The organism is Streptomyces sp. NPDC019531, assembly GCF_044903305.1.
Lineage (GTDB): Bacteria > Actinomycetota > Actinomycetes > Streptomycetales > Streptomycetaceae > Streptomyces.
The window spans coordinates 96520-111842 of sequence record NZ_JBJDQL010000015.1 but is presented as its reverse complement, the minus strand read 5'-3'; the positions used below and the strand labels follow the sequence as shown (position 1 = coordinate 111842).

The window sequence follows — 15323 nt, the reverse complement described above, 5'->3', positions numbered from 1 at the left end:
TCCATGTCGCCGAACGCGCGGGACCCCGTAGCGCCGGACACTCGTCCCGCCGCCTCACCGGATCCCTGCCGGTCGTAACCACCGAGCATCGGCCGGTTCGGCGCCGCGCCGGGCCGTCGGCCGCGTTCGCCGAAGGCCTGCCAGTCGGAGTCGTCGCCGGCCCGTCCGCCGGAATCGACGCTCTCCCGGCTCCCGGTACCACCGGGCTCTTTGCGGCGGGGTCCCTTGCCTGTCCGTCGGCCCGATTCCTCGGACGACCCGGGACCGGGCCCGTCCTCCCCCGGCGTCGGCGGCTGGGCCGGTCGCGGTGGTGTCGTCGGGCGTGGAGGTATCGAGGCGCGGCGTGCTTCCGTGCTCATGCACCCCCCGTTTCCTCATGTCCGGGCCGTTCGGTCGTGCGCGGGCCCTCGGCGGTGGCGTCGGCGTGGAAGACGGCCGTCCGGGCACGCATACCCGCACGGAAGGGCAGGCATCCCGGCGCGGCGGCGACGGGAGGGCGAACAGCCCTGCGTGCGTGCGCGTCACTCTACGGGTTGTTGCCGGTCATCCGGGAACCAGTCCACCAGGCCGGGGCATCTGCCCGGAACGTCCCCCTACCCTGCGGTAATCCTGTCTGGCAGGCTTCGTTCATGACTGCGCGCGCCGCCGACCGGGCCCGTTACGACCGGGCCACCGCCCATCTCGATGCTCCTCTCGCGATCGTGGACCTGGAGGCCTTCGACGCCAACGCGGACGATCTCGTCCGCCGGGCGGCGGGGAAGCCCATCCGGGTCGCCAGCAAGTCCGTACGGTGCCGTGCGCTGCTGGAACGCGTCCTGGCGAAGGACGGCTTCGCGGGCATCATGTCGTTCACACTCGCCGAGTCCCTGTGGCTGGCCCGCGGTGGCTTCGACGACATCCTGCTCGCCTACCCCTCCGCCGACCGCGCCGGTTACGCCGAACTCGCGGCCGATCCCAAGCTCGCCGCCGCCGTCACGGTGATGGTCGACGACCCGGCCCAGCTCGCCTTCATCGACGAGGCCCGCGCCGGTGGCACCGAAGTCATCCGGGTCTGCCTGGAGTTGGACACCTCGCTGAAGCTCCTCGGCGGCAAGGTCCGTGTCGGCGCCCGGCGTTCGCCGCTGCACTCCCCCGCCCAGGTCGCCGACATGGCGCGTGCGGTGGCCCGGCGCCCCGGGTTCAAGGTCGTGGGGATCATGGCCTACGAGGGGCACATCGCCGGCGTCGGGGACTCGGTGGCGGGAAGGCCGTTGCGTTCCCGGGCCGTACGGCTGATGCAGGCCACCGCCCGCAAGGAGCTCACCGAGCGGCGGGCCGCTGTCGTGCGTGCGGTGCGGGCCGTCGTACCGGACCTGGAGTTCGTGAACGGCGGCGGCACCGGCAGTGTGCAGCACACCACCGCGGAGGACGCTGTCACGGAGATCGGCGCCGGGTCGGGGCTGTACGTACCGAGGCTGTTCGACAACTACACGTCCTTCAGCGGGCGTCCGGCCGCCCTGTTCGCCCAGCCCGTCGTGCGCAGGCCGGGGGTGGGTGTCGTGACCGTCCTCGGCGGCGGTTACCCGGCCTCCGGTGCGGCCGGACCCGACCGGCTGCCGGTGCCGTATCTGCCGGAGGGCCTGAAGTACGACCCGCAGGAGGGGCCCGGTGAGGTGCAGACCCCGCTGCTCGGCGCGCCCGCGGACGATCTGCTGCTCGGCGACAAGGTGTGGTTCCGGCACGCGAAGGCCGGTGAGCTGTGCGAGCGGTTCGAGGTGCTGCGGCTGATCGAGGGGGACGCGGTGACGGCGACCGTCCCGACGTACCGCGGGGAAGGACACACGTTCCTGTAGGTCAGCGGTCGACGGACCGGATGCCCTCGGTGATCCGGTCCATGTCGGCGAGCGGCGGCCCGTCCGGGCCGGCGTCGAAGGCGAAGCGCACGACGACGGTCTCGGGGGCCTGGGTTTCGTCGCCGGCTCTCGGCCCGAAGGCCAGCGACTGGACGTAACCGCCCGGCCCCTCGGCCGTCCGCACCCGCCAACGCACCAGGTATCCGGCGCATCCGGCGACGGCGACGCGCTCGGACCTGACGACGAGGTGGCTCCGGATGCCGCCGTAGGAGCTGTCGGCGGCCTGCGGTACGTCCTTCTCGGCGAGGGACGCCGGGGACTCGCCGGAGTTCACTGACAGCTTGCGTGAGAAGACCTTGCCGCCCTCGGTGGTCATCACGACGTTGTCGCGGGTGACGTACCTCGACGGCACCCAGCCGTCGGGCAACGGCAGGCTGATGCCGTCGAGTTCGTCGACCAGGCGGGACGGGGCCGCGGAGGTCGGGGAGGGCGGGGGTGTCGTGACCGTCGGGGCCGTGTCCGCCACGACGTCGTCCCCGTGGCCACGGGCGAGGGCGAACGCCCCGCTGACGATCGCGGCGCCGAGGACGACCCCGGAGACCGTGAGGGCGACGGCCTTCGCGCGTCCCGAGGCGCCGTCGGCCGGCCGTGGCGGGCCGGGGGCCTCGGGAGCGCGCCGATGGTCCGTCCAGGTCGTCCCGTCCCACCAGCGCTCCAGATGCGGAGCGTTGGGGTCCGGGTACCAGCCGGGCGGCAGCGTCCTGCTCATTCCGGCACTGTAGGACGAGATCTACAGCGGCGTGACGTACGCCCCCGAGATGCCGCCGTCCACGAGGAAGTCGCTGGCGTTGACGAAGGAGGAGTCGTCGCTGGCCAGGAAGGCGACGGCGGCGGCGATCTCCTCGGCCTCGGCGAACCGGCCGACCGGAACGTGGACCAGGCGGCGGGCGGCGCGCTCGGGGTCCTTCGCGAACAGCTCCTGCAGGAGCGGGGTGTTGACCGGCCCGGGGCACAGGGCGTTGACGCGGATGCCCTCCCGTGCGAACTGCACGCCCAGTTCACGGGACATGGCGAGCACCCCGCCCTTGGAGGCGGTGTAGGAGATCTGCGAGGTGGCCGCGCCCATCCGGGCCACGAAGGACGCCGTGTTGATGATGGAACCCTTGCCCTGGCGCCGCATGTACGGGATCGCGGCCTTGCAGCACAGGTAGACGGAGGTCAGATTGACTTCCTGGACGCGCTTCCAGGCCTCTAGCCCGGTCTCCAGGATGGAGTCGTCGTCAGGCGGGGAGATGCCCGCGTTGTTGAAGGCGACGTCGACGCTGCCGTAGGTGTCGAAGGCCGTCTTGAACAGCGCCTCGACCTGCTCGGGGTCGGTGACGTCCACCTTCACGAAGATGCCGCCGACTTCCTCCGCGGCCGCCTTGCCGCGGGTCTCGTCGACGTCGGCGCAGACGACGTGGGCACCCTCGGAGGCGAGCCTGCGGGCGGTGGCGAGACCGATGCCGCTGCCGGCTCCGGTGATGACGGCGGTGCGGCCGACGAGTCGACGGCACACGATCTGATCGGTCACTGTGCGGGGCCCTCCGTGCTGATGAAGACGTTCTTGGTTTCGGTGAAGGCGGTCAGGGCGTCCGGGCCGAGCTCACGGCCGAGTCCGGACTGCTTGTAGCCGCCGAAGGGGGTCCAGTAGCGGACGCTGGAGTGCGAGTTGACGGACAGGTTGCCCGCCTTGACGGCCCGGGAGACGCGCAGCGCGCGGCCCAGGTCGCGGGTCCAGAGGGAACCGGAGAGGCCGTAGGGGGTGTCGTTGGCGAGCCGGACCGCGTCCGCCTCGTCGGTGAAGGGCAGCAGGACGGCGACCGGGCCGAAGATCTCCTCGCGGGCGGCCTCGGAGTCGGGGGACTCGCCGGTGAGGACGGTCGGCGCGAACCAGAAGCCGGGCCCGTCGGGGGCGCTGCCGCGCAGGCCGGGGGCTTCGGCGGGCACCAACGCCCGTACCCGGTCCAGCTGCTGACGGGAGATCAGCGGGCCCATCTGGGTCTTCTCGTCGGCCGGGTCGCCCACGACGACGGCCTTCAGGGCCTCGGCGAGCAGCTCGCGGACCTCGTCGTACACCGACTCCTGGACCAGGATCCGGGTGCGGGCACAGCAGTCCTGGCCGGAGTTGTCGAGGAAGGAGAACGGGTCGACGGCGGTGGCGAGGTCAGCGTCGGCGAAGACGATGTTCGGGCTCTTGCCGCCGAGTTCGAGGGTGACGGGCTTGACCTGGCGGGCGCAGCGCTCCATGACGTCACGGCCGGTGCGGGTGGAGCCGGTGAACACGATCTTCGCGACACCGGGGTGCTCGACGAGGGCGGTGCCCGCGACGGGGCCGTGGCCTGGCAGCACCTGGAAGAGCCCGTCGGGCAGGCCTGCCTCCAGGGCCAGTTCGGCGAGCCGGAGCGCGGTCAGCGGGGTCGTCTCCGCGGGCTTGAGGATGACGGCGTTGCCGGCGGCGAGCGCCGGAGCCGTACCCCAGGCGGCGATGGGCATGGGGAAGTTCCAGGGCGCGATGACCCCGACGACGCCGAGCGGTTCGAGGATCGTGATGTCGAGGCCGCCGGCGACCGGGATCTGGCGGCCGTTCAGCCGCTCCACTCCCCCGGCCGCGTAGGCGAGCAGATCACGGACGTTCCCGGCCTCCCAACGGGCGTTGCCGAGCAGGTGACCGGCCTCGCGGACCTCCGACAGGGCCAGTTCCTCGACGTGTCGGTCGACGACGTCGGCGAACCGGTGCAGCAGCCGGGCCCGGTCGGCGGGAGCGAGCGCGGCCCACCGCACCTGCGCCTTCGCGGCCCTGGCGACGGCCGCGTCCACGTCGGCCGCGGTGGCGGCGGGAACGGTGGCCACGACCTCCTCGGTGGCCGGGTTGAGGACGGTCAGCTCATGCTCGTAAGGCATCGGGGACAACGAAGGACCTCTCACAGACGTTCGAAGGAGCGGCGCAGCTCCCAGTCGGTGACCGCCGCGTCGAAGGCTTCGAGCTCGACGCGGGCCATGTTGCGGTAGTGGGCGACGACCTCGTCGCCGAAGGCGGCCTTGGCGATCGGGCTGTTCTCCCAGAGCTCGGCGGCCTCGCGCAGGGTGGTCGGGACGTGGGCGAAGTCGGCGGTGTAGGCGTTCCCGGGGCACGCCTCGGGCAGCTCCAGCTTCTGCTCGATGCCGTGGAGCCCGGCGGCCACGAGTCCGGCGACGGCAAGGTGCGGGTTGACGTCACCGCCGGGCAGCCGGTTCTCGAAGCGCAGCGAGCGGCCGTGGCCGACGACGCGCAGCGCGCAGGTGCGGTTGTCGTTGCCCCACGCGACGGCTGTGGGGGCGAAGGAACCCGGCTGGAACCGCTTGTAGGAGTTGATGTTGGGTGCGTAGAGCAGCGAGAAGTCCCGGAGCGCGGCGAGCTGCCCGGCGAGGAAGTACCGCATCACGTCCGACATGCCGTCGGGGCCCGCCATCGCGTTGTTGCCGGCGGCGTCGGCGAGCGAGAGGTGGATGTGGCAGGAGTTGCCCTCGCGCTCGTTGTACTTGGCCATGAAGGTGAGCGACACGCCCTCCTGGGCGGCGATCTCCTTGGCGCCGGTCTTGTAGATGGCGTGCTGGTCGCAGGTGGTCAGGGCCTCGTCGTACTTGAACACGATCTCGTGCTGGCCCGGGTTGCACTCGCCCTTGGCGGACTCGACGGTGAGACCGGCCGCGGTCATGTCGTTGCGGATACGGCGGAGCAGGGGCTCGATGCGGCCGGTGCCCAGCACGGAGTAGTCGATGTTGTACTGGTTCGCCGGTGTCAGCCCCCGGTACTGGGCGTCCCAGGCCTGCTCGTAGGTGTCCTTGAAGACGATGAACTCCAGCTCGGTGCCGACCTGGGCGGTGAAGCCGTGCTCGGCGAGGCGCTCCAGCTGGCGGCGCAGGATCTGCCGGGGGGCGGCGACCACGGGCGAGCCGTCGTTCCAGGCGAGGTCGGCGATCAGCATGGCCGTACCGGCGTTCCAGGGGACCCTCCGGAGGGTGCCGAGGTCGGGGTGCATGGCGAAGTCGCCGTAGCCGCGGTCCCAGGAGGACATCGCGTAGCCGTCGACGGTGTTCATCTCGGTGTCGACGGCGAGGAGGTAGTTGCAGCCCTCGGTGCCGTGGTGCAGTACCTCGTCGAGAAAGAAGCGGGCGGCGAAGCGCTTGCCCTGGAGCCGTCCCTGCATGTCGGGGAAGGCCAGGACGACAGTGTCGATCTCGCCGCCCGCGACGAGGGCGTGCAGCTCCTCGACGCTGAGCGGGGGTGTGCGGTCTGCCACGGGAGAGCTCCTTCGGCTGCTGCGCTTTTTCCGACCGGGCCGGGAGCCATAAGGTATTGCTCTGAACCATTGCTTGGGAAGGGGGCTCGGCCATATGTCGGTGGACGCTGACGGCGGCCCGGACGACCGTTTGACTCCGGTGCTGCGGCCGGTCAGGGCGGGCAACGGCTTCGAGGAGGCGCTGGAGCAGATCCTGCAGGTCGTGCGGCTCGGGCTGGTGCCGGGGGGCGGGCGGCTGCCGGCCGAGCGGGAGCTCGCGGAGCGGCTCGGGATCAGCCGGGTGACGCTGCGCGAGGTGCTGAAGGTGCTCCAGGACCAGGGCCTCGTGGAGTCGCGGCGCGGGCGGTACGGGGGCACGTTCGTGCTGCCCCGCGCTCGCGAGGCGGTCGGCGAGGACGAGCTGCGACGCCGGATCGCCGAGGTGGACATCGAGGACGTGCTGCGTTTCCGCGAGGTGCTTGAGATGGGTGCGGCGGGTCTGTGCGCGACGCACGGCCTCGCGGACGAGCAGGCCGAGCGGCTGCGGGAGGCGCTGGCGGCCACCCAGGAGGCGCCGCTGGCCGACTACCGCCGCCTGGACACGCTGCTGCACCTGACCATCGCGGAACTGTGCGGTTCACCGAGCCTGATCGCCCAGTACGCGGCCGTACGTGCCTCGGTCAACGACCTTCTCGACTGCATCCCGCTCCTGGTCCGCAACCTGGAGCACTCCCAGCGACAGCACGCGGCGCTGGTCGAGGCGGTCCTCGACGGGGACGCCGACGGGGCGCGGGAGATGATGAGGGAGCACTGCGCGGGGACGGCGGCGCTGTTGCGCGGGTTCCTGGCGTGACCTTGCCTCCCCCTGCCCCGAGGCGCAAAGGTATGTGTGTGCGCCATTGCAAGCCTGGGAGGGCCGAGTGACCGTACGACCGCTGATCGGCGTCAGCACGTATCTGGAGGCCGGGGCGCGCTGGGGCGTCTGGGAGCTGGAGGCGGCACTGCTGCCGGCGGGATATCCGCGTCTGGTGCAGCGGGCGGGCGGCCTGGCCGCGATGCTCCCGCCGGACGCCCCGGAGCACGCGGAGGCGGCGGTGGCCCGCCTCGACGGCCTGGTGATCGCGGGCGGCCCGGACGTCGAGCCGGTGCGCTACGCCGCCGCCCCCGACCCCCGCACGGGCCCACCGGCCCGTGCCCGCGACACCTGGGAACTGGCCCTGATCCAGGCGGCGTTGACGGCCGGACTACCTCTGCTGGGCATCTGCCGGGGCATGCAGCTGCTGAACATCGCCCTCGGCGGCACGCTCGTCCAGCACATCGACGGCCACGCGGAGGTCCCGGGAGTTTTCGGCCACCACACGGTCAAGCCCGTACCGGGCACGCTGTACGGCGACATCGCCCCGGAGGAGACCACCGTACCGACCTACCACCACCAGGCCGTGGACCACCTCGGCACCGGCCTGCGGCCCTCGGCCCACGCGCCGGACGGCACGGTGGAGGCGGTCGAACTCCCTGGTGCGCACTGGGTGTTGGGGGTGCAGTGGCATCCGGAGATGGGCGAGGACCTTCGGGTGATGCGGGCGCTGGTGACGGCCGCCGCGCGGAGCTGAGCGCTCCGCCGGAAGTGCCGCGATGGGCCGTCGATCGGCTGCGGCGCCGTCGTGGCTGCTCGCGCCCGCGCGGCGGAGCCGCACATTGATACAGCCCCGCGCCCCTTCGGGGTGTTGCCGAAGCGCAGTCGACTTCGCCCAGCCCGCTCAGACCCGCGTCAGCGACAGCAGGTCCCTCGCAGGTCCCACCGGGCGGTGTCCCGTGGGCCACACCGCCCGTAGATCCCGCGCCAACGACACGCCCTCCACCGGTACCCGCACCAGCCGTCGCATCGCCAGTTCCTCGCCCACCGCCAGTTCGCTCAGCACCGCGGGCCCCGCCCCGCTCACCGCCGCCGCCTTCACCGCCGTAGTGGACGAGAGCTCGATGAGGGGGCGTGCCAGGCCGCCCAGAGCCGCGTCCAGGACCTGGCGGGTGCCCGAGCCCTTCTCGCGGAGGATCAGCGGCGTCACGGCCAGTTCCGTGGACTCCAGGGAACGTCGACGGCGGGCCCACGCATGGCCCGGGGCCGTCACCACGATCAGGTGATCGTGGGCTATCACCACCGAGTCGAGGCCGGAAGGGACCGTCAGACCCTCCACGAAGCCGAGGTCCGCCTCGTCCGACAGCAACCGCTCCGCCACCGTCGCCGAGTTCCCCGCGTGCAGCGACACGGCCGTGTCCGGGCGCCCCGCCCGCAGCGCCAGCAGCCAGCCCGGCAGGAGATACTCCGCGATCGTCATGCTCGCCGCCACCCGGAGGCGGGAGTCGCGGCGCACCCGCAGCGCCTGCGCGCCCGCGTCGAAGGCCTCCGCCGCCTCCACGATCCGCCGCGCCCAGTCGGTGACCAACGCCCCCGCGTCCGTGAGCCGCGACCCGCGGGGCGAGCGGTCGACCAGAGCCACCCCCAACTGCCGTTCCATGGAACGGATCCGGCTGCTCGCGGCCGGCTGTGTGATGCCGAGCTCCCGCGCCGCCCCGCCCAGACTCCCCAGCCGCGCCACGGCCAGCAGCAGCTCCAGCGCCCCGAGATCCGGTACCCGATGCGCCAGCATCCCGCCCACCGCCGACCGCGCCTCTTCCTTACCGCTCATAAAGACAGCTTATGCCCTCATAGAGCCGTACTCCCTGGTCGCGGCCCTCCCCCGACGGCACCGTGGAGCCATGGTCACCGCCGTCCGTCACCTCGGGCCGAACTGGTACGCCTCCGTCATGGGCACCGCGATCGTCGCCACCGCCGGCGCCGCGCTCCCCGTGCACCTCCCCGGTCTGCGCACGATCTGCGCCGCCGTCTGGCTCCTGTCCCTCGCCCTGCTGCTCACCCTGCTCTGCGCCCGCGCCCTGCACTGGCGCCACCACCCCGACCAGGCCCGCACCCACCTCCACGACCCCGCGACGGCCCCCTTCTACGGCTGCCTCGCGATGGCCCTGCCAGCGGTCGGCGGCGGTGCCCTCACCGTCGGCCGGGACTGGATCGGTACGACGGCCGCGGTCGCTCTCGACGCCGTGCTGTTCAGCGTCGGTACGGTCGTGGGGCTCGCGGCCGCCGTCGTCGTGCCGTACCTCATGGCCGTACGGCGGAAGGCGGAGCCGCAGCACGCCACGCCCGTGTGGCTGCTGCCCCTCGTCGCGCCGATGGTGTCGGCCGCGCTCGGGCCGCTCCTCGTGCCTTATCTGCCGGCCGGTCAGCCGCGCGAGACCCTGCTCCTCGCCTGCTTCGCGATGTTCGGACTCAGCCTCCTGGCGACCCTGGTCATGCTGCCGCTGGTCTTCGCCCGGATCGTCACCGGCGGACCACTCCCCCTCGCCCTCACCCCGACCCTCTTCCTGGTCCTCGGACCGCTCGGCCAGTCCACCACCGCCGTCGGCAAGTTCGCGGACGTGGCCCCCGGTGTCGTACCGGCCCCCTACAGCCAGGGCTTCGGCGTCCTCGCGGTCCTCTACGGCGTTCCCGTCATGGGCTTCGCGCTGCTGTGGCTGGGGCTCGCCACCGCGCATGTCGTCACCGCCCGACGGCACGGGATGGGGTTCTCGATGACCTGGTGGGCGTTCACCTTCCCCGTCGGCACCTGCGTCACGGGCGCGGAGGCACTGGCCCGGCACACGGGACTCGTCGTCTACGACGGGCTCGCCATCGCTCTGTACGTCCTTCTCGTCGCCGCCTGGGGCACGGCCGCCCTGCACACCGCTCGCGGCCTGCTCAGCGGAGCGCTGCTCGCAGGGCCTCGCCCAGCGCCCGTGGCGCCTCTGCCAGTGACGGTCCGTACCACGTCAGGTGCCGTCCGCTGACGAGTGCGCAGGGCAGGCCCGGGAAGGCCTCGGGGCCGTCCTCCGGGGTGAAGCGGTACGGCTCGTCGGGGAGGACGACCAAGTCCGGTGCCGCCGCTCTCAGCTCCTCCAGGGGGACGCGCGGGTAGCGGTCCTCGTGGGTGACGTACAGGTGGTCCACGCCAAGGCGGGACAGCACATCGCCCGCGAACGTGTCCCGGCCCAGCACCATCCACGGTCGCCGCCAGATCGGCACGACCGCCGTCGTACGGCTCGGCGGGGGCACGAGCGCCGACCAGGCCTCCTCGGTCTCCTCCAGCCAGCGCGGCCGTACGGGCACCCCGCACGCCGCAACGACCCTCGCCAGCTCCCGGAAGGCCTGCGGGACGTCCCGCACCTCGGTGACCAGGACCTCAAGGCCCGCCTCACGAAGAGCCGCGAGGTCCGGCTCCCGGTTCTCCTCCTCGTTGGCGATCACCAGGTCGGGGGCGAGGGCGACGATCCGGTCGAGCTTCGGGTTCTTGGTGCCGCCGATACGGGTGACGTCGAGGTCCGCCGGATGGGTGCACCAGTCGGTGGCGCCGACGAGGGCGCCGGGTGCCGAGCGGGCGATCGCCTCCGTCAGGGAGGGGACCAGGGAGACGACTCTCACTGCCGGGGCCGGTCCTGGACCGCCTCGATGTGTTCGGCCACGGCGACGACGACCACGCGGGTGTCCGCGACGGTCGCCCGCCAGCGGTGCCGCACGCCGCCGGTGAGATACAGGGTGTCGCCGCGCCCCAGGCGGTACGCGCGGCCCTCGGCCTCGACGTCCACCGCGCCGTCGGCGACGTACATCAACTGGTCGTTGCGGTACTGGAATTCACGCCCTGCGTCATGGTCGCCGGTGAACTCCTGGGCGTGCATCTGATGGTGACCGCGCACCAACGAACGCATACGGGGTTCGTCACCGGTCTCCGGCCCCTCCGCGTGGACGACGTCGACGCTGCACGCCGGGTCGGCGGCGGCGAGGAGCTCGACGGCCGTGGTGCGCAGGGCGTCGGCGACCTTCTCCAGGGAGCTGCGGCTGGGGCGGGCGCGCTCGTTCTCGATCTGGCTCAGGAAGGGGACCGAGAGCCCGCTGCGCTCGGCCACGACGGCGAGGGTGAGCTCCAGCGCGCGGCGCCTGCGGCGCACGGCCGCACCCACCCGAAGGGGCTGTTCTTTGTGGTCGCCCATGGCTCCGGCTCCCTCCTACGCTCGTCGGTCCTGTGACACATCCCCTGATGAGTTGTCTGCACCCTACGCATGTTCGGCAAACCGTTTCATGCGGCCGTCACATCGATGTCACACGGCGTGCGACCGTACCTCACACTTCACGCCAGCCGAACGGCCCCCTGGAAACTGCCAGGGGGCCGGGTTTCGGTCACTCATCCACCGCGGGCCGTCCAAGTCCCCTTGTCGGCATCGGAGTTCGGGCGATGACGTAGCTCTATGTGGTTGGCCGGATCCTTACCGTGGTCCCGGAGCGGTTATGACCCTGTCATCCGCCCGACCATCTCCGGGTGCTCCTTGAGCCAGGCGGCGACCGCCTGCTCCTCCTTGCCCTGGCCGTACTTGTTGATCTCACCTTCCAGGGTACCGAGCTCCCCCTCGCTCATGTGGAAACCCTTGATCCACTTGGTGAGCTGCGGGTACTGCTCGGGGAACTTCTCGTGGGAGATGGTCCGGATCGTGTTGCCCTCGCCGAAGAGCTTCTTGTCGTCCTTCAGCTTGGTCAGGTCGTACTGGCTGTACGCCCAGTGCGGGGACCACAGGACGACGGCGACGGGCTGCTTCTTGGCGTAGGCGCGCTTGAGCTCGGCCAGCATCGCGGGCGTGGAGCCGTCGACGACCTCGTACTCCTTGTCCAGGCCGTAGCCCGGCAGCACCTTCGTCTTGAGGAGGTTCATCTCGCCGGTGCCCGGCTCGATGCCGATGATCTTCCCGTCGAACTCCGAGGCCCTGCCCTTGAGGTCCTCGTACGTCTTCACGTCCTTGACGTACGACGGGACCGCGACCTCCAGCGAGGTCGGCTGGTACCAGGTGCCGAGGTCCTTGAGTCTGTCCTTGCTCTTGTCCCAGTAGTTCTGCTGGGCGTACGGCAGCCAGGCGTCGAAGTTGAGGTCCAGGTCACCGGAGGCGAGGCCGGTGTAGACCGGGCCCACGTCCATCTGCTTGAGGTTCAGCTTGTAGCCGCGGGCCTCCAGGACGTTCTTCCAGAGGTACGTGACGGCGATGTCCTCGTCCCAGGGGAACCAGGCCACGTTCACCGGGCGCTTTGTCTCCGACGCCGTCTTCTGGACGGGGGCCAGCTTGTCGACCAGGCCCGGGTTCTGCTTGAGCCAGGCGCGCACGGCGTCCTGCTGCTTGCCCTTGCCGGCCTTGTTGATCTCGGCCTCCAGGCTGGTGAGCTGCTTCTCGTCCAGCTTGAAGTTCTTCAGCCACTTGCCGACGACCGGGTTGTCGTCCGCGAAGCCCTTGCGCGCGAGCGTGTGCACGCCGTCGCCCGTGCCCCAGGCGCCCTTGGGGTCCTTGAGCTTCTTCAGGTCGTAGTCGCTGTACGCCCAGTGCGGCGACCAGAGAGTGACGACGATCGGTTCCTTCTTGGCGTACGCGCTCTTCAGCTCGGCCAGCATGGCGGGCGTGGAGCTGTCGACGACCTTGTACTCCTTGTCGAGGCCGTACTCCTTGAGGACCTTGCTCTTGAGCAGGCCCATCATGCCCGCGCTGGACTCGATGCCGGTGATCTTCCCGCCGAACTCCGAAGCCTTGCCCTTGAGATCGGCCAGCGAGTCGATGTCCTTCATGTACGACGGGACGGTCAGCTCCAGGGAGGTCTGCCCGTACCAGGAGCCGAGGTCGTCGAGCTTGCTGCCGTACTTCTTCCAGTACTCGGCGTGGGTCGTGGGAAGCCAGGAGTCCGTCTCGAAGTCGATGTCGCCCGCCGCGAGGGAGGTGTAGAGCGGTCCGGCCTCGAACTGCTTGGCGTCGACCTGGAATCCGCGCTGCTCCAGGATCTCCTTCCAGAGATAGGTGGAGGCAACGCCCTCGTCCCAGGGCATGTAGCCGATGGTGACCTTCTTGCCCTGGCCGACGTTGTCGCCGCCGGAGACGGCGGTGGCCTCGCCCGAGGTGCCGCCGAAGATGCCCATGCCGCCCGCCACGAGGGCGAGGACGACCACGCCGATCACGGCGATCTGGGGGCGGGGGCGGTAGGACCAGATCTTCAACCCGCCTTGTGACGCACGGGCCTTGGCGGCCGCCCGGCGGCCCAGCGGGGAGACCTGGGTGCCGAGCGCGCTGGTCATGCGGTCGAGGTAGATCGCGAGGATCACGATGGCGACACCGGCCTCGGAGCCGAGGCCCACGTTGAGCTGGCCGATGGCCTCGTTGACGTCACCGCCCAGGCCGCCGGTGCCGACCATGCCGGCGATCGCGGCCATGGACAGGCCCAGCATGATGACCTGGTTGACGCCGGCCATCACGGTGGGCAGGGCCAGGGGAAGTTGGACGCGCAGGAGTGTGTCGCGCGGAGTGGTGCCGAACGCCTCGGCGGCCTCCACGAGTTCCTTGTCGACCTGGCGGATGCCCAGCTCGGTCATGCGGACGCCGGGGGCCAGCGCGAAGATCAGGGTGGCGACGATGCCGGCGGAGGCGCCGGTGCCGAAGAACAGGATCGCCGGGATGAGGTAGATCATCGCGGGCAGCGTCTGCATGAAGTCCAGGACCGGGCGGACGATTCCGCTGACCCGGTTGGAGCGAGCCGCCCAGATGCCGACGGGTACGGCGATCACCAGCGCGATGATCGTGGCGACGAGGACCAGCGAGAGGGTCGTCATCGCGTCCTCCCACAGTTCCAGGGAGTCGATGAAGGCGAATCCCGCGAAGGTGAGGAGGCCTGCGAGGGTGCCGCGCAGCCAGAAGGCGATCACCGCGAAGATCCCTGCGAGCAGCAGGGGTTGGGGCGCCTGGAGGACCGCGTCGATGCCGTCGTAGGTGCCGGTGAAGACGGCCTTGAGGAAGTCGAAGAGCCAGGACACGTGGTCGAGCAGCCAGTCGACGGTGTCGTTGACCCAGTCGCCGAGCGGGATCCTAGGCATGGGCCACCTCCGCGTCACCGAGGAAGCCGACCAGACGCTGCTGCGGGACCACGCCGACGAGCTTGTGATGCTCGTCCAGCACGGCCACCGGGTGCGTCGACCGGGCGCTCATGGCGCAGAGTTCGGCGAACGGCGTGTCGGGCGTCGCGGTCTCGCAGTCGCTCGCGCAGCCGCAGGCGGCCTCGTCGCCGCGCACGTCCGTGTCCATGACGGCGGACGCGGTGAGAACGCGGGAGCGGTCGACGTCCTTGGTGAAGGAGGCGACGTAGTCGTCTGCGGGCCGCACGAGGATGTCCTCGGCGGTGCCGGTCTGCACGATCCGGCCGTCGCGCATGACGGCGATGCGGTCGCCCAGGCGCATGGCCTCGTTGAGGTCGTGGGTGATGAAGACGATGGTCTTCTTCAGGGTCTGCTGGAGCTGGAGGAGCTGGTCCTGCATGTCCCGTCGGATCAGCGGGTCGAGCGCGCTGAAGGACTCGTCCATGAGGAGCAGGTCGGCGTCGGTGGCGAGGGCGCGGGCCAGGCCCACGCGCTGCTGCATACCGCCGGAGAGCTCGTCGGGCCAGGACTTCTCCCAGCCCTTGAGACCGCACAACTCCAGGGCCTCGGTGGCCCGTTCGACGCGCTCGGCCTTGCCGACGCCCTGGACGGCGAGGCCGTAGGCGGCGTTCTCCAGGACGCTGCGGTGCGGGAAGAGCGCGAAGTGCTGGAAGACCATGCTTATCTTCTGGGCGCGTACGGCGCGCAGTTCGCGGTCCGTGAGCGCGGTCAGGTCCTGGCCGTCGAAGCGGACGTGGCCCGCGGTCGGCTCCAGGAGGCCGTTGAGCATGCGCAGCAGCGTGGACTTGCCGGATCCGGACAGGCCCATGACGACGAAGATCTGTCCCGGGTCCACGGTGAAGGAGGCGTCGATCACGGCTGCGGTGGTGCCTTCGGCGCGCAGTCCCTCCCGGTCGGCGCCCTCACGGAGCCGCTCGACCGCGTCGTGCGGCCGTCTTCCGAACACCTTGTACAGCTGCTCTGCCTCAAGCCTTGATGACACGCGTACCTCTCGCCTGTTGACCACTGGGTGGGAGACGAAGGGCCGCGAACAGTTGAAGGTGCAACCTGCCTCGCTCCGAGGCGGCGCCTGCCCCGATGCCTTTTGGCCAAACACGCAGGTGGTGCAGTTCACAGGACGCTCACACACCTCGGATTCACCGCAGGCGGGC

General features: G+C 70.9%; 13 protein-coding genes. 4 read left to right on the top strand and 9 right to left on the bottom strand.

Translation table 11 applies throughout. The annotated features are described in order from the left end of the window. The first annotated feature begins 629 nt into the window (after nucleotides 1-629). Nucleotides 630-1832: an amino acid deaminase/aldolase gene (locus ACI2L1_RS19750; RefSeq protein ID WP_404740617.1), complete on the top strand. Its 1203-nt coding sequence runs from the start codon at nucleotides 630-632 to the stop codon at nucleotides 1830-1832. Nucleotide 1833: 1 nt separating this feature from the next. Here the strand turns inward: ACI2L1_RS19750 and ACI2L1_RS19745 are convergent, their stop codons facing one another. From ACI2L1_RS19745 to ACI2L1_RS19730, 4 genes are read right to left on the bottom strand one after another with little or no spacing between them, the layout of a single operon-like run. Next, on the bottom strand, nucleotides 1834-2601 hold the full coding sequence (locus ACI2L1_RS19745; protein ID WP_404740616.1) for a DUF2510 domain-containing protein: 768 nt from the start codon (nucleotides 2599-2601) through the stop codon (nucleotides 1834-1836). Between the two features lie 21 nt (nucleotides 2602-2622). Beyond that, a complete protein-coding gene (locus tag ACI2L1_RS19740) occupies nucleotides 2623-3405 on the bottom strand; it encodes a 3-oxoacyl-ACP reductase (protein WP_404740615.1) in 783 nt (260 codons plus the stop codon). After that, nucleotides 3402-4775 carry an aldehyde dehydrogenase family protein gene (locus ACI2L1_RS19735; RefSeq protein ID WP_404740614.1) on the bottom strand — a complete coding sequence of 458 codons (1374 nt, stop codon included), beginning with the start codon at nucleotides 4773-4775 and terminating at the stop codon, nucleotides 3402-3404. The genes ACI2L1_RS19740 and ACI2L1_RS19735 overlap by 4 nt, the downstream gene beginning before the upstream one ends. A 20-nt stretch (nucleotides 4776-4795) precedes the next feature. Further along, complete coding sequence (locus ACI2L1_RS19730) at nucleotides 4796-6154, bottom strand: glutamine synthetase family protein (RefSeq protein ID WP_404740613.1); 1359 nt, start codon at nucleotides 6152-6154, stop codon at nucleotides 4796-4798. Between the two features lie 94 nt (nucleotides 6155-6248). On the opposite strand from ACI2L1_RS19730, the gene ACI2L1_RS19725 reads away from it, so the two are divergent. Together ACI2L1_RS19725 and ACI2L1_RS19720 are read left to right on the top strand one after the other, a co-directional pair. Next, the gene (locus ACI2L1_RS19725; protein ID WP_404740612.1) at nucleotides 6249-6986 is read left to right on the top strand and encodes a FadR/GntR family transcriptional regulator; all 738 of its coding nucleotides are present in this window, start codon (nucleotides 6249-6251) and stop codon (nucleotides 6984-6986) included. Nucleotides 6987-7053: 67 nt separating this feature from the next. Further along, entirely contained in the window at nucleotides 7054-7743 is a 690-nt protein-coding gene (locus ACI2L1_RS19720; RefSeq protein ID WP_404740611.1) for a gamma-glutamyl-gamma-aminobutyrate hydrolase family protein, read from the top strand. Nucleotides 7744-7890: 147 nt separating this feature from the next. On the opposite strand, the gene ACI2L1_RS19715 is transcribed toward ACI2L1_RS19720, so the two are convergent. Beyond that, on the bottom strand, nucleotides 7891-8817 hold the full coding sequence (locus ACI2L1_RS19715; protein WP_404740610.1) for a LysR family transcriptional regulator: 927 nt from the start codon (nucleotides 8815-8817) through the stop codon (nucleotides 7891-7893). Between the two features lie 70 nt (nucleotides 8818-8887). Here ACI2L1_RS19715 and ACI2L1_RS19710 point away from each other — a divergent pair, with 70 nt between their 5' ends. Continuing rightward, nucleotides 8888-10012, top strand: a complete 1125-nt coding sequence (locus tag ACI2L1_RS19710) for a TDT family transporter (protein WP_404740609.1) — start codon at nucleotides 8888-8890, stop codon at nucleotides 10010-10012. Here ACI2L1_RS19710 and ACI2L1_RS19705 read toward each other — a convergent pair. The 4 genes from ACI2L1_RS19705 to ACI2L1_RS19690 all read right to left on the bottom strand — a co-directional run bounded on the left by ACI2L1_RS19705 (nucleotide 9924) and on the right by ACI2L1_RS19690 (nucleotide 15154). Then, entirely contained in the window at nucleotides 9924-10643 is a 720-nt protein-coding gene (locus ACI2L1_RS19705; RefSeq protein ID WP_404740608.1) for a helical backbone metal receptor, read from the bottom strand. The genes ACI2L1_RS19710 and ACI2L1_RS19705 overlap by 89 nt on opposite strands. Continuing rightward, the gene (locus tag ACI2L1_RS19700; RefSeq protein ID WP_404740607.1) at nucleotides 10640-11209 is read right to left on the bottom strand and encodes a helix-turn-helix domain-containing protein; all 570 of its coding nucleotides are present in this window, start codon (nucleotides 11207-11209) and stop codon (nucleotides 10640-10642) included. The genes ACI2L1_RS19705 and ACI2L1_RS19700 overlap by 4 nt, the downstream gene beginning before the upstream one ends. A 293-nt stretch (nucleotides 11210-11502) precedes the next feature. Further along, nucleotides 11503-14112: an ABC transporter permease/substrate binding protein gene (locus ACI2L1_RS19695; RefSeq protein WP_404740606.1), complete on the bottom strand. Its 2610-nt coding sequence runs from the start codon at nucleotides 14110-14112 to the stop codon at nucleotides 11503-11505. Beyond that, nucleotides 14105-15154: a glycine betaine/L-proline ABC transporter ATP-binding protein gene (locus ACI2L1_RS19690; protein ID WP_404740605.1), complete on the bottom strand. Its 1050-nt coding sequence runs from the start codon at nucleotides 15152-15154 to the stop codon at nucleotides 14105-14107. The genes ACI2L1_RS19695 and ACI2L1_RS19690 overlap by 8 nt, the downstream gene beginning before the upstream one ends. Nucleotides 15155-15323: the final 169 nt, after the last annotated feature.

What these genes read in the sequence shown, in the direction of transcription:
- ACI2L1_RS19750 (WP_404740617.1), top strand. Translation starts at nt 630, where the DNA reads ATGACTGCGCGCGCCGCCGACCGGGCCCGTTACGACCGGGCCACCGCC.
- ACI2L1_RS19745 (WP_404740616.1), bottom strand. Translation starts at nt 2,601, where the DNA reads ATGAGCAGGACGCTGCCGCCCGGCTGGTACCCGGACCCCAACGCTCCG.
- ACI2L1_RS19735 (WP_404740614.1), bottom strand. Translation starts at nt 4,775, where the DNA reads ATGCCTTACGAGCATGAGCTGACCGTCCTCAACCCGGCCACCGAGGAG.
- ACI2L1_RS19725 (WP_404740612.1), top strand. Translation starts at nt 6,249, where the DNA reads ATGTCGGTGGACGCTGACGGCGGCCCGGACGACCGTTTGACTCCGGTG.
- ACI2L1_RS19715 (WP_404740610.1), bottom strand. Translation starts at nt 8,817, where the DNA reads ATGAGCGGTAAGGAAGAGGCGCGGTCGGCGGTGGGCGGGATGCTGGCG.
- ACI2L1_RS19710 (WP_404740609.1), top strand. Translation starts at nt 8,888, where the DNA reads ATGGTCACCGCCGTCCGTCACCTCGGGCCGAACTGGTACGCCTCCGTC.
- ACI2L1_RS19700 (WP_404740607.1), bottom strand. Translation starts at nt 11,209, where the DNA reads ATGGGCGACCACAAAGAACAGCCCCTTCGGGTGGGTGCGGCCGTGCGC.
- ACI2L1_RS19695 (WP_404740606.1), bottom strand. Translation starts at nt 14,112, where the DNA reads ATGCCTAGGATCCCGCTCGGCGACTGGGTCAACGACACCGTCGACTGG.